The sequence below is a fragment of the Micromonospora sp. NPDC005173 genome (assembly GCF_040608515.1).
GTDB lineage: Bacteria > Actinomycetota > Actinomycetes > Mycobacteriales > Micromonosporaceae > Micromonospora.
Genome location: NZ_JBEXIK010000008.1, coordinates 119,880 through 132,913 on the forward strand (window position 1 = coordinate 119,880; position 13,034 = coordinate 132,913).

The following is a 13,034-nucleotide window of genomic DNA, read 5'->3' on the forward strand; positions in this document are numbered from 1 at the left end:
CCCTCCTAGCTGACCGGGCGGCCCCGCCAGGTCAGGCGGCGACGCTTTCGCAGATGGTACGACCGCAGGGTCAGCCAACCGAGGACCACGACCGACACGGGGTGTGCGAGCGCGTCGGGCCACCACCGTCCCCCGGTCGCCCGGGCGGTGAGCACCCGTCCGGCCGCTCCGAGCAGGTAGCCGGCCAGACCCACGGCGGCCACCACCGGAGCGCCGGCCGCCACGCCGGCCAGCGCGACCAGCGGCGGCGCGGTGTAGAGCAGGAGCAGCAGCGCCACCACGGCGGCCGCCGCGCCCGGGTGCCCGAACGACGCCCAGAGCGACTTCGAGTACCCGTCGCGCAGCTGCGGCCAGTCGTCGTACATCCGGCAGGTGGCCAGCCGGGAGCCGTCGGCCAGGGCGATGCGCCCGCCGGCCCGTTTGACCGCCCGGGCCAGCTCGATGTCCTCCAGGATCTTGTCGGCGACCGCGGCGTGCCCGCCGGCGGCGGTGTAGCCGGCCCGGTCCACCACCAGGAACTGCCCGCCCGCCGCGGCCAGCGACGGCCGCGGCGAGCGTTCCATCGCGCGCAACGGCAGGAAGGTCAGCCAGAGCCACTGCAACAGCGGCTGCACCAGCCGGTCGGCCGCCGTCGTCACCACGATCCGGGGGTACGGCGACAGCAGCGTCGCGCGGGCGGTGCGCAGTTCGGTGACGGCCGCCGCCACGGCGTGCGGGGCGAGCACCACGTCGGCGTCGACGAAGACCAGCGCGGTGGCCGCCGGGTCGGCCCGGGTGGCCAGTTGCCAGCAGGCGTGCGGCTTGCCCAGCCAGCCCGGCGGCGGGGCGACCCCGGTGAGCAGGGTGACCCGAGGGTCGTCGCCGGCCACCGCGCGGACCACCTCGGCGGTGCCGTCGGTGGACCCGTCGTCGAGGACCACGACGCGCAGCCCGGGCACGCCGCGCTGGGCGAGCAGGGCGCGCAGGCAGGGGATGACGCGGGCGGCCTCGTCGCGCAGCGGCAGCAGTACGGCGACCAGCTCACCGACCTCGTCCGGTCGGTCGGTGGGCCGGCGCAGCCAGCGGGCGGCGTTGAGCCAGGTGTGCCCGGTCAGCGCGGCGACGGCGAGCAGCAGGGCGAGCAGGACGGTCATCGGGTCGCGTCGACGCCGGGCCGGTGCGGTTGGTGATCCACCCGGTGGTTGTCGCGGGCCCGGCGGGCACGCAGCAGGGTCACCGCCAGCGGCACGGCGATCACCGACATGCCGGCCGCGCCCCAGAGCGCCGAGGCGGGCAGGTCGAGGAAGACCGCGTGGGCCAGGATGCTGGAGAAGTACGTCCACAGGTAGAGCGCGATCATCGGGTGATCCCGTTGGTCGGTGTGCTCGGCGGTCGGGCCGGCCAGCGGGCGCAGCGCGCTCATCAGCAGCACCGCGAAGAGCAGCCAGCCCAGGTAGTTGCTGACCGGGATGCCGGGCAGGCCGGGCAGCGCCGGGGTGGCGTTCCGCCAGGTCCAGTAGCCCTCGGCCACCATCTGCGGATCGAGGAAGAGGTCCCAGGCGGCCAACCCCAGTGCGGCCAGCGCGACCCGCCGGACCCGCCGGCCAGCCGTCGACCCGTTGCCACCAGCCGTCGACCTGTTGCCGCCGGTCAGCCGGACCGCCGCCAGCCAGGCCGGCCAGGCCATCCAGGTCCAGGCCAGCGGGATGATCAGCGGCACCCCGGCCAGCTTGGGGCCGAGCTCCCCGGAGTAGTCGTAGCTGCCGAACGGCACGCCGGTGGCCACCCCGATCGCCTCGATCGCGAACCCGCCGCCGGTGGCCACCGCGACCAGCGCCGCCGCGGCCCGGGGGCCCCGGCTGAGCAGCGCGTGGCCGACCGAGAGCAGCCAACCGAGCACGACGGTGGCCACGGTGAGCCCGGCCCGTGTGGCGCCGCTGGTGAGCGGGTAGCAGATCTGGGCGAGCACCAGGACCGCGAGCAGCGTCCAGGAGACCCGCCGGGTCATGACGCCGGTGGCTCGAGCGGCAGGTCCCGACCGAGTACGCCGAACGGTCGCTCGTCGCCGGGGAAGTGGAAGTCGCGCAGCACGTCGACGAAGCCGAACCGCCGGTACAGCCGCCAGGCCCGCGAGGTCTGCTCCTCGGCCTCCGGGGTGGACAGCAGCGTGGTGTCGCCCTCGGCCATGGTGAGCAGCGCGCGCAGCTGGCCGGCGCCCAGGCCGTGCCCCTGCGCGGGCGGCCGGACGTGCAGCTCGACCACCTCGAAGCAGTGGGTGAGCCAGCGCTGCCGGGTCGGGACGTCCAGTGCCCGGTGCACCTGGTCGTGCCACCACTGGCCGGGGCCGCCCAGGTAGCCGTAGCCGAAGCCGGCGAGGTGCCCCTCGCTGGTCAGGCTGGCCACGGCCCGGAACCCGGGTCGGCGGACGTGGGTGGCGATGTAGCCGCGCCGGGCCTCCAGCAGGTCGGTGCGGTAACCCATCGCCTCGCCGTAGACGGTCACCACGTCGTCCAGCCGCCGGACGAGATCGTCCGGCGTCCAGCGCACCAACCTCATGCCCGTCCACCCTTCACCGTTCCCGAATCGCCGTCGGCGACCCATCCGAGCACCGTCCGGTCGCCGACCACGTCGCGCACCTCGAACCGCGCGAACAACTCCTCGGCGTACCAGCCCGCGGTGGGAGTTCGCATGATCGCCGCCCGGTGCTCCGGGTGACGGTACGCGAACGCCACCAGGTCCGTCGGGTCGCGCCACACGCTCACCGTGCCCTGCCAACCCAGTGGCGCCTCGCCGACGCCGAACCGGGCCAGCAGCCCGGGAGCGTCGCGCAGGGCGGCGGCCACCGGGGGGATCGCCCGCCAGAAGGTGGCCGCCCGGCGGGCCCGCAGCCGGGCCCGGGTCAGCGCCAGCACCGGCCCGGTGACCCGGCCGCCCGACGGCTCGCCGAACGGCCGCTGCCCGGACCACTCACCCCGGCTGCTCAGCGGGCGCAGGTCGACCCGGGCGTGGGCACGGGCGATCCGCGCCCACGCGCGCCCGACCGGCGAGTCGTCGAAGCCGGCCGCCGCGGCGGGGGAGTCCCAGACGGTCAGCGCCGCCCACCGGGTCAGGTCGGCGTCACCCGGGCCGAAGCCGGTGCCGGTCCCGGTGCCCAGCAGCTTGCCGAACCGGACGCCCGGGAGGGCACGCAGCCGGCCCGGGTCCACCGCCATCCGGGTCAGCGCCCGGGGCAGCGCGCCGCGGGACGTCCGCCACACGTGCAGGGTGACCAGCTCTCCAACGCTGCTCACGCCACCGCTTCGCGGCGTCGCGAGCGCCTCGCTGCTGTGCCTGCTGGTTCGCTCGCTTCGCTCGCTCACGCCACCTCGGTCGGGGTGCCGGCGGTGACCCGCAGCAGCTCGGCGTAGGTGGTCGGGAAGACCGCCTGCGGTACGCCGCCAGCGGCCCAGACCTCCGGGTACGCCGCCAGCGCGGTGTCCACCAGGGTGCGCAGTACGCGCGGGTGCCCGAGCGGAGCGACCCCGCCGATCGGCTGCCCGGTGTGCGTCCGGACGAACTCCGGGGTGGCCCGGCGCAGCCGGGTGACCCCGATCGACGCGGCCAGACCGGCGGTGTCCACCCGGTGCGCGCCGGAGGTGAGCACGAGCAGCGGCGCGTCGTCCGCGTCGAAGATCAGCGAGTTGGCGATCTGGCCGACCTGGACGCCGAGCGCCTCGGCGGCTGCCGCGGCGGTGTGCACCGCGTCGGGCAGCAGGCGGACCGTGCTGGGCTGGCCAGCGCCGTCGAGTGCGCCGGCGTCGGTGAGCGCGTCCTGCACCGCCCGTACGTTCGGGTGTGGCTGCATCCCGCCATTCTTCCCGGTCCGCGGTGCCGGGTTCACTCTGGTGCACCGGCCGGCGCGTCACACGTTGCATTTTCGTCGGAGGGGAGGTGTACTGTCAGCAGCAGTTAGAACGAGTGTTCGATTGCCTCGAACGCCCGTTCCAACCAGCCGGAGCGCGGTGTTTCGCGGCACCACCTCCGGGCGGTGTGGCTCCGCGGGCCGCACCTGGGTTTCCGGGCAGTCGCGAGCCCGGTCCCATCAGGCAGGAGCGTCGCTCGCCGCCCACGACCCCCGGGCGGCGGGCGACGAACCCGCCGGTACGCCGGCCGGGTGTGGTGTGGGGAAGCATCCACACCCGGCCGGCCACACCCGGTGCGTCTTCCTCCGCACCACCCGACCTCGGCGTCTCATCGGCGGCATCAGTGCGCCGGCCGACGCCCCGGCCACGTGGAGGAGACAGTCCATGCCGACCAACCCGGCTCAGGCACCGACGGTGCCGGCGCACGTGCTGCCGCACCGCACCCCCGCCCAACTCCTCACATTGGCCCGGCGCGGGCTGATCGAAGCCGGCCAGACCCGACCCGACGGTTTGCGCTACGCGGCCGCCCACCTGGCGGCGCTGCGCGCGGCGGCCGCCCTGCTCGCCGCCCGCGCCCGACCCGCGCCGAGCCGGCGTAACCGGATCACCAGCGTCTGGGTCCTGCTCTGCGCCGTCGCCCCCGAGCTCGACGAGTGGGCCCGGTTCTTCGCCGCCGGTGCCGGCAAGCGGGCCGCCGCCGAGGCCGGCATCCCCCGGGTGGTCAGCGCCCGGGAGGCCGACGACCTGCTCCGCGCGGCCGAACAGTTCGTCACGGTGGTGGAGACCGCGCTCGGTGTGGCTCACCAACCGGCCCTGGACGGCCTCGCCGCATGACCCCGCCGTGACGCCGGCCGCCCGATGGGGGGAGCCGGGCGGCCGGCGTCACCGGCGTGCCGGTCCTGATCTGATCCACAGCAACGACGGGGGGTTGGTCCGATGGCGGGCCGCATGGTGGTCGGTTCCGCCGCACTGGCCGATCTGGTACGCCCGGCGAGCGCACCCGATCCGGAGGGCGGCCACCGGGTGCTGCCGGTGGTGCCCGAGCTGACCGGCCTGCTGCCCAACCGGGGCCTGCGTCGGGGCAGCACCATCGCGGTCGCCGTCGGTCAACCTCGGCGCAGTGGCGGCACCTCGCTGGTGCTGGCCCTGCTCGCCGAGGCGTCCCGTGCCGGCTCGTGGTGCGCCGTGGTCGGGGTGCCGACGTTCGGCGCGGGCGCGGCCGCCGAGCTGGGCATCGCCCTGGACCGGCTGGCCCTGGTGCCGAATCCCGGCCCCGAGTGGGCCACCGTGGTCGCCGCGCTGATCGACGGGGTGGATGTCGTGGTCACCGCCGTGCCGGCCGCGGTCTCCGCCTCGGTCGCCACCCGACTGGCCGCCCGGGCCCGGCAGCGCGGCAGCGTGCTCGTCCCGTACGGCCGGTGGGACGGCGCGGACGTGACGTTGCAGGTGGTCCGTGGGGTCTGGGAAGGGCTCGGGGCGGGCCGGGGCCGGCTGCGCCGCCGGGAGGTCACCGTCTCGGCGCGCGGGCGCGGGGCGGCCGCCCGACCCAAGGAGATCAAGGTCTGGCTCCCCGGTGACGAGCTCACCCGGGTGATCCCTCGTACGGTGCTGTCGCCCGTGGGCCGACCGGCCGTGCCGTTCGCCGGCCGGCCCCGCCCGGTGCCGCCGGCCGGTGACCGGGTCCGCGCCGACACCGCCCGGCAGGGCGCCCTCACCCTGGTCAGTCCGGCGTGACCGGGGTCGCGGAGCGCGGTGCCGTTCCGGCCGAGCCTGGCCCGGGAGGTCCGGGGTGACCGGTTCACCGGTACGGACCCTGCTGCTGTGGTGCCCAGATTGGCCGGTGCTCGCCGCCGAGATCGTCGACGGGGTGCCGGCCACCGGCCCGGTCGCCGTGCTGCACGCCAACCGGGTGGTCGCCTGCTCCGAGCGGGCCCGCGCCGAGGGGGTGCGCCGGGGGCTGCGCAAGCGGGAGGCGCAGGGCCGCTGCCCGCAGCTCACCGTCGTGGAGTACGACCCCGGCCGGGACGCCCGGGCGTTCGAGCCGGTGGTCGCCGCAGTGGAGGAGTTGGTCGCTGGCGTCGAGGTGGTTCGCCCGGGCGCCTGCGCGGTGGCCGCCCGGGGCCCGAGCCGTTACCTCGGCGGCGAGGAGGCGGCCGCCGAGCGGATCATCGAGCACATCGCCCAGTCGTGTCTGGTGGAGAGTCAGATCGGCGTCGCCGACGGGGTCTTCGCTGCAGGGCTGGCCGCCCGCGCCGGCCGGGTGGTGGCGCCGGGCGGGACGCCGGAGTTCCTGGCCGGGTTGCCGGTCGAGGCGCTCGCCCGGCCGGCGCTGGCCGACCTGCTGCGTCGGCTGGGGGTGCGGACCCTCGGCGACTTCGCCGCGTTGCCGGCCGGTGACGTGCTGGCCCGGTTCGGGTTCGACGGCGCGCTGGCCCACCGGCTGGCCGCCGGGCGGGACCACCGCCCGCTCGCCGTCCGGCAGCCGCCGGCCGACCTGACGGTGACCGCCGAGTACGACGAGCCGATCGACCGGGTCGATGCGGCGGCGTTCGCCGCCCGTGCGCTGGCCGAGCAACTGCACGACCGGCTGGCCGGGCACGGGCTGGCCTGCACCCGGCTCGGCATCGAGGCGGTCACCGAGCACGGGCAGGAGCTGCACCGGGTGTGGCGGCACGACGGCCTGCTCACCGCCGCGGCCATCGCCGACCGGGTGCGCTGGCAGCTCGACGGGTGGCTCTCCGGCAGCAACGGCCGGGCCGGTGCCCGACCGGCCCGGCCGACGGCCGGCATCATCCGGCTGCGGCTGATCCCGGACGGGGTGATCGCCCAGGCCGGCCTGCAGTCCGGCCTCTGGGGGGAGACCGGCGAGGAGCGGGAGCGGGCGCACCGGGCGTTGAGTCGGGTGCAGGGCATCCTCGGCCCGGAAGCGGTGGTCACCGCGGTGCTCGGCGGCGGGCGCTCCCCGGCCGACCAGGTGCGACTGGTGCCCTGGGGCGACGAACGCGTCCCCACCCGTCCCGGCCCGCCGGCGCCGGGCAGCCCGGCGTATCCGGGCGGGTCGGCGTCCCCCGGTGGGCTGGCGGTCTCGGGCCGGTCGGCGGACCTGGGCGGATCGGGCGGTGGTGCGGCGCGGGCCGGGGCCCGGGTGGCGGGGGGTGCCCCGCCCTGGCCCGGCCAGCTCCCACCGCCGGCACCGGCGGTGGTGCTGCCGAGCCCGCTCGCGGCGACCGTGCACGACGCCGCCGGAGAGCCGGTGGTGATCAGCGCGCGGTTGGCGGTGAGCGCCCCGCCCGCCCTGCTGGTGGTTGGTACCGGCCGGCCGGCGGAGATCGTCGGCTGGGCGGGGCCGTGGCCGGTGGACGAGCGCTGGTGGGCGCCGGCGGAAGCCCGCCGTCGGGCCCGGTTTCAGGTCGGCCTCGCCGACGGCACCGCCCTGCTGCTCGCCGTCGAGGCCGGGCAGTGGCTGGTGGAGGCGATCTATGACTGAGTGTTCAGCCGGATGAGCTTCCACAACCCGAAGATGCCCTGGTCGGAGCTGGAGGGGGTGCTCTCCGGGCGGCCCGACGGCAACCGGGGGAGCAGGGGCGAGCGGCACCTGCACGTGGTGGACCCGCTCGCCGTGGACGCCGACGGTGGTGACTCCCCGGCCTGGAGCCGCAAGCGCCAGCACTACGAGGCGCCCGAGCTGCCCCGCCCCGACGACGCCGTGCCCTACGCGGAGCTGCACGCGCACACCAACTTCAGCTTCCTCGACGGCGCCAGCCACCCCGAGGAGTTGGCCGAGGAGGCGGCCCGGCTGGGGCTCACCGCGCTCGCCGTCACCGACCACGACGGCTTCTACGGGGTGGTCCGCTTCGCCGAGGCGGCCCGCGCGCTGGACCTGCCGACCATCTTCGGTGCGGAGCTGTCCCTCGGGCTGCCCGGCCCGCAGAACGGCGAGCCCGACCCGCACGGCGCGCACCTGCTGGTGCTCGCGCACGGCCACGAGGGGTACGCCCGGCTGGCCACCACCATCGCCCGCGCCCAGCTACGCGGCGGGGAGAAGGGCCGCCCGGTCTACGGGGAGCTGGAGGAGGTCGCCGCCGAGCTGCGCGACCACGTGCTGGTGCTGACCGGCTGCCGCAAGGGGCACGTGCCGGCGGCGCTGCTCACCGAGGGGGTGGACGCGGCGGCCCGCGAGCTGGACCGGCTGACCGCGCTCTTCGGCGCGGAGACGGTGGCGGTGGAGCTGACCGACCACGGCCACCCCGTCGACGCCGACCGCAACGATGCGCTCGCCGAGTTGGCCGCCGCGGCCGGGCTGCCGACGGTGGCCAGCAACAACGTGCACTACGCCAGCCCCGGCCGGCGTCGGCTGGCCACCACCGTCGCCGCCGTCCGGGCCCGACGCAGCCTGGACGAGATCGACGGCTGGCTGCCCGCGGCGGCCACCGCCCACCTGCGCAGCGGCGCGGAGATGGCGGCCCGGTTCGCCGCGTACCCGGGTGCGGTGTCCCGGGCCGCCGAGTTCGGCGCCGAGCTGGCCTTCGACCTCCAACTGGTCGCGCCGCAGCTGCCGGCGTACCCGGTGCCGCCAGGGCACACCGAGATGAGCTGGCTGCGGAAGCTGACCGCCGACGGGGCTCGGGAGCGCTACGGCCCCCCGCAGGCGCACCCGACGGCGTACGCGCAGCTCGACCACGAGCTGAACATGATCGAGGAGCTGGGTTTCCCGGGCTACTTCCTGGTGGTCTACGACATCGTGACGTTCTGCCGTGAGCAGGACATCTACTGCCAGGGCCGGGGCTCGGCAGCCAACTCGGCGGTCTGCTACGCGCTGCGGATCACCAACGTGGACGCCGTCCGGCACCGGCTGCTCTTCGAGCGTTTCCTCGCCCCGGAGCGGGACGGCCCCCCGGACATCGACGTGGACATCGAGTCCGACCGCCGGGAGGAGGTGATCCAGCACGTCTACACCCGCTACGGCCGGGAGCACGCCGCCCAGGTCGCCAACGTCATCTCCTACCGGCCCCGGTCGGCGGTGCGGGACGTGGCCAAGGCGTTCGGCTTCTCTCCCGGCCAGCAGGACGCCTGGAGCAAACAGATCGACCGGTGGGGCTCGGTCGCCACGGTCGACGTCGAGGACATCCCGGAGCAGGTCGTGGAGTACGCCAACGAGCTGCAGACGTTCCCCCGGCACCTGGGCATCCACTCCGGCGGCATGGTGATCTGCGACCGGCCGGTGATCGAGGTCTGCCCGGTGGAGTGGGGGCGGATGCCCGGGCGCAGCGTGCTCCAGTGGGACAAGGACGACTGCGCTGCGGTCGGCCTGGTCAAGTTCGACCTGCTCGGCCTCGGCATGCTCTCCGCGCTGCACTACGGCTACGACATGATCGGGTCCCGACTCGACCTCGGCGACATGACGCTGGACGACCCGGAGGTCTACGACATGCTCTGCCGGGCCGACTCGGTCGGGGTGTTCCAGGTGGAGAGTCGCGCCCAGATGGCCACCCTGCCCCGGCTCAAGCCCCGCGAGTTCTACGACCTGGTGGTCGAGGTGGCGCTGATCCGGCCCGGCCCGATCCAGGGCGGCTCGGTGCACCCGTTCATCCGGCGCAAGAACGGCCTGGAGCCGGTGACGTTCGCGCACCCGTTGATGCGCAACGCGCTGGAGAAGACCCTCGGCGTGCCGCTGTTCCAGGAGCAGTTGATGCAGCTCGCCATCGACCTGGCCGGCTTCGACGCGGCCGAGGCCGACCAACTGCGCCGGGCCATGGGCGCCAAACGCTCGGTCGAGCGGATGACCCGCATCGCCGACCGGCTCTACGCCGGGATGGCCGAGCGGGGCATCACCGGTGAGCTGGCCGACGACGTCTACCGCAAGCTCACCGCGTTCGCCAGCTACGGCTTCCCGGAGAGCCACGCGATGAGCTTCGCCTACCTGGTCTACGCCAGCTCCTGGCTCAAGCGCTACCACCCGGCCCCGTTCCTCGCCGCGCTGCTCAACGCCCAGCCGATGGGCTTCTACTCACCGCAGACCCTGGTCGACGACGCCCGCCGGCACGGGGTGGAGGTACGCCGGCCGGACATCAACGCCAGCGGGGCCAAGGCGGTGCTGGAGTCCACCCCCGACACCCGGTGGGGCAGCGGGCCGGGGGAGCCGCCGCACGCCTGGGGGCTGGACGGTCCGGCGGTCCGGCTCGGGCTGTCCAGCGTGCGTACCCTCGGCGCTGAGGTGGCCGAGCGGATCGAGGCCGACCGGAGCGCGCACGGGCCGTACCGTGACATGTCGGACCTGGCCCGGCGGGTTGGTCTCACCGCCGCGCAACTGGAGGCGCTGGCCACCGCGGACGCCTTCGCCTGTTTCGGGCTGACCCGACGGCAGGCGCTCTGGGCCGCCGGCGCGGCGGCCCAGGACCGGCCGGGCCGGCTGCCCGGCACGGTGACCGGCGCGGCGGCGCCGACGCTGCCCGGGATGGAGGCGGTGGACCGGCTGGTCGCCGACGTGTGGGCCACCGGGCTGTCACCGGAGAGCCATCCGGCCCGGTTCATCCGGGGTCAGCTCGACGTGCTCGGCGCGGTGCCGATCGCCCGGCTCGGTCGGGTGGAGCCCGGGCAGCGGATCCGGGTCGGCGGCATCGTCACCCACCGACAGCGCCCGGCGACTGCGGGCGGGGTCACCTTCCTCAACCTGGAGGACGAGACCGGCATGCTCAATGTCACCTGCTCGCCGGGGCTGTGGCAGCGCTACCGGCGGGTGGCCCGGACCAGCGCCGCGCTGGTGGTCCGGGGGCGGCTGGAGCGGCATGAGGGGGTGACCAACCTGGTCGCCGACCGGCTGGACGCCATCGAGCCACCGGTCAGTCCCGCGTCCCGTGACTTCCGCTGATCGAGTGATCCACATTACGGTTTCCGGTGCCGCCGAGCGGGAGACTCGTGCTGAGCGGGCAGAGCGGCCCGTGATCCATGAGGGGAAAGAACAGTGATGGGGAATCACACGTACACCGGTGGAATCGCCAACTCCCGACGGACCCGGCTCGGCGCCGGTTGGATGCCGTCGCACCTCGCCGACCCTCGCGAGTACGAGGTGACCAACGGTCCGGTCGCCAACGAGCGGCGGTCCCGCGCGGAGGACGAGGTCGAGGGCGTCGAGTCCTGACCGGCCGCGTCACCGCGTCCCGACCGGGCGGGTCGGTGCGCCTGCCCCACGATCGCCCTGCTGATGGACCGGGTGACTAGGCTCGACCGGGTGGAGCAGACCCGAGGCCGGTTCGCCGGGCCGCCGCTGACCCCCCGTACCGCCGTGATCTGGTCGGTGCTCCGCGCCGAACTGGACCGGCGCGGCGACACCGAGCTCACCGTGCTGGACGTGGGCGGCGGCACCGGCGGCTTCGCCGTCCCGCTGGCCCGGGCCGGGCACCGCGTCACCGTGGTCGACGCCAGCCCCGACGCGCTGGCCGCGCTCGCCCGCCGGGCCGCCGAGGCCGGGGTGGCCGACCGGATCGTCGCCGTGCAGGGCGACGGCGACGCCCTGACCGGGCTGGTCGAGCCGGCCGGCGTCGACCTGGTGCTCTGCCACGCCGTGCTGGAGGTGGTCGACGACCCGACGCCGGTGGTGACCGCGCTGGCCACCGCACTGCGCCCCGGCGGCGCGGCCAGCGTGCTGGTGGCCGGCCGGGCCGCCGCCGTGCTGGGCCGGGCGATGAACGGCCACCTGGAGGTCGCGGCCGCGCTGGCCGCCGACCCCGCCGGCACCGCCGGGCCGCGGGACACCCTGCGCCGCCGCTACGACGCCGACGGCGCCGCCGCGCTGCTCACCGCCGCCGGGCTGGTGGTCGAGGAGATCCACGGGGTACGCGTACTGGCCGACCTGCTGCCGGCCGCGGTCGCCGACGGGCAGTCGGCCGCCCTGGTCGAGCTGGAACGGACGCTGGCCGCCCAGCCCCCGTACCGGGATCTGGCCGCCCAACTGCACCTGTTCGCCCGCCGGCCGGCATGACCGCCCCGCCGGGTGGTGCGCCGGCGCCGCTGGCGGTCCTCGGGCCGGAACACGGCGGCGGCCGCCTCACCGATGTGCTGCCCAGCGCGCTCGCCGTGCTGGGCGTCCCCGGGTCGGCCGACCCGCTCGGGCTCGTCCCCGCGCTGGCCGGCGTACGCCGGATCGCCGTGCTGCTGGTCGACGGCCTCGGCTGGTACCAGCTGCCGACCGCCGCGCCGTACGCGCCGACCCTCGCGGGGCTCGCCGCGACGGTGGCCCGGCCGCTTATCGCGGGCTTCCCGTCCACCACCCCGACCAGCCTGGTGTCGCTGGGCACCGGCGTCGCGCCGGGCGCGCACGGGGTGCTCGGCTTCACCGTGCGGATGCCCGGCACCGACCGGGTGCTCACCCACACCGACTGGGCCGCCGACCCGTCGCCGCTGCGCTGGCAGCCGGTGCCCACCCAGCTGGAGCGGGCCCGCGCCGCCGGAGTGGCGGTGAGCGTGGTGAGCCGGCCGGAGTTCGGTGGCAGCGGGTTGACCCTGGCCGCCAACCGGGGCGGCGACTTCCGGGGCGCCATCGGCGCGGACGCGGTGTCCGCCACCATGCTGGCCGCGCTGTCCGCCGGCCACGGACCCACCCTGGTCTCCGGCTACCACGCCGACCTGGACCGGCACGGCCACCTCAGCGGGGTCGACTCGGCACCCTGGCGGATCGCCGCCAACGAGGTGGACGCGCTGCTCGCCCGCCTGGTCGACGGGCTGCCGCCGGACGCCGCGCTGCTGGTGACGGCCGACCACGGGCAGCTCAACGTGCCCGCCACGCACCGCTTCGACCTGGACACCGATCCGCGGCTGCGCGGCGGTGTGCGGCTGGTGGCCGGTGAGGCACGGGTGCGCTACCTGCACGTCGCGCCCGGCGCGGCCGACGACGTGGTGGCCGCCTGGTCGGCGGTGCTCGGCGACGCGGCGCGGGTGCGTACCCGCGACGAGGTGGTGGCCACCGGCTGGTTCGGGCCGGTGCCCGAGGAGCACCTGGGGCGCATCGGCGACGTGGTGGTGACCTGCAACGACACGTACGCGGTGCTGGCCACCCGCACCGAGCGGCCGATGGCGTCCCGGCTGGTGGCGTACCACGGGTCGGACACGGCCGCCGAGCTGACGGTGCCGCTGCTGGTCGTCCGCGGCTGAACGGTG

12 protein-coding genes are annotated in these 13,034 nt (G+C 75.8%); 7 read left to right on the forward strand and 5 right to left on the reverse strand.

Annotated features, from left to right (window positions below; translation table 11 throughout):
* Positions 1-5 precede the first annotated feature (5 nt).
* The 5 genes from ABZV00_RS12595 to ABZV00_RS12615 form a co-directional block, all read right to left on the reverse strand.
* Positions 6-1,133 (reverse strand): glycosyltransferase family 2 protein, encoded by a 1,128-nt coding sequence (locus ABZV00_RS12595; protein ID WP_355604997.1) that lies wholly within the window; start codon positions 1,131-1,133, stop codon positions 6-8.
* The gene (locus ABZV00_RS12600; protein ID WP_355605000.1) at positions 1,130-1,987 is read right to left on the reverse strand and encodes a carotenoid biosynthesis protein; all 858 of its coding nucleotides are present in this window, start codon (positions 1,985-1,987) and stop codon (positions 1,130-1,132) included. The genes ABZV00_RS12595 and ABZV00_RS12600 overlap by 4 nt, the downstream gene beginning before the upstream one ends.
* Positions 1,984-2,535, reverse strand: a complete 552-nt coding sequence (locus ABZV00_RS12605; RefSeq protein WP_328418902.1) for a GNAT family N-acetyltransferase — start codon at positions 2,533-2,535, stop codon at positions 1,984-1,986. The genes ABZV00_RS12600 and ABZV00_RS12605 overlap by 4 nt, the downstream gene beginning before the upstream one ends.
* On the reverse strand, positions 2,532-3,269 hold the full coding sequence (locus ABZV00_RS12610) for a monooxygenase (protein WP_355605003.1): 738 nt from the start codon (positions 3,267-3,269) through the stop codon (positions 2,532-2,534). Before ABZV00_RS12610 ends, ABZV00_RS12605 begins: the two co-directional genes overlap by 4 nt.
* 65 nt (positions 3,270-3,334) lie before the next feature.
* Positions 3,335-3,823 carry a YbaK/EbsC family protein gene (locus ABZV00_RS12615; protein WP_328418900.1) on the reverse strand — a complete coding sequence of 163 codons (489 nt, stop codon included), beginning with the start codon at positions 3,821-3,823 and terminating at the stop codon, positions 3,335-3,337.
* A gap of 442 nt (positions 3,824-4,265) precedes the next feature.
* Here ABZV00_RS12615 and ABZV00_RS12620 point away from each other — a divergent pair, with 442 nt between their 5' ends.
* The 7 genes from ABZV00_RS12620 (at position 4,266) to ABZV00_RS12650 (ending at position 13,028) form a co-directional block, all read left to right on the forward strand.
* Complete coding sequence (locus ABZV00_RS12620) at positions 4,266-4,715, forward strand: SAV_6107 family HEPN domain-containing protein (protein ID WP_328418899.1); 450 nt, start codon at positions 4,266-4,268, stop codon at positions 4,713-4,715.
* Positions 4,716-4,817: 102 nt separating this feature from the next.
* The gene (locus tag ABZV00_RS12625) at positions 4,818-5,615 is read left to right on the forward strand and encodes a hypothetical protein (RefSeq protein ID WP_328418898.1); all 798 of its coding nucleotides are present in this window, start codon (positions 4,818-4,820) and stop codon (positions 5,613-5,615) included.
* Positions 5,616-5,670: 55 nt separating this feature from the next.
* Complete coding sequence (locus ABZV00_RS12630) at positions 5,671-7,368, forward strand: DNA polymerase Y family protein (RefSeq protein ID WP_355605007.1); 1,698 nt, start codon at positions 5,671-5,673, stop codon at positions 7,366-7,368.
* 12 nt (positions 7,369-7,380) lie between these two features.
* The gene (locus ABZV00_RS12635) at positions 7,381-10,749 is read left to right on the forward strand and encodes an error-prone DNA polymerase (RefSeq protein WP_355605010.1); all 3,369 of its coding nucleotides are present in this window, start codon (positions 7,381-7,383) and stop codon (positions 10,747-10,749) included.
* Positions 10,750-10,845: 96 nt separating this feature from the next.
* A complete protein-coding gene (locus ABZV00_RS12640; RefSeq protein WP_328426867.1) occupies positions 10,846-11,019 on the forward strand; it encodes a hypothetical protein in 174 nt (57 codons plus the stop codon).
* Positions 11,020-11,082: 63 nt separating this feature from the next.
* Positions 11,083-11,859, forward strand: a complete 777-nt coding sequence (locus ABZV00_RS12645; protein WP_355605012.1) for a methyltransferase domain-containing protein — start codon at positions 11,083-11,085, stop codon at positions 11,857-11,859.
* Complete coding sequence (locus ABZV00_RS12650) at positions 11,856-13,028, forward strand: nucleotide pyrophosphatase/phosphodiesterase family protein (protein ID WP_355605014.1); 1,173 nt, start codon at positions 11,856-11,858, stop codon at positions 13,026-13,028. The genes ABZV00_RS12645 and ABZV00_RS12650 overlap by 4 nt, the downstream gene beginning before the upstream one ends.
* The last annotated feature ends 6 nt before the right edge of the window (positions 13,029-13,034 follow it).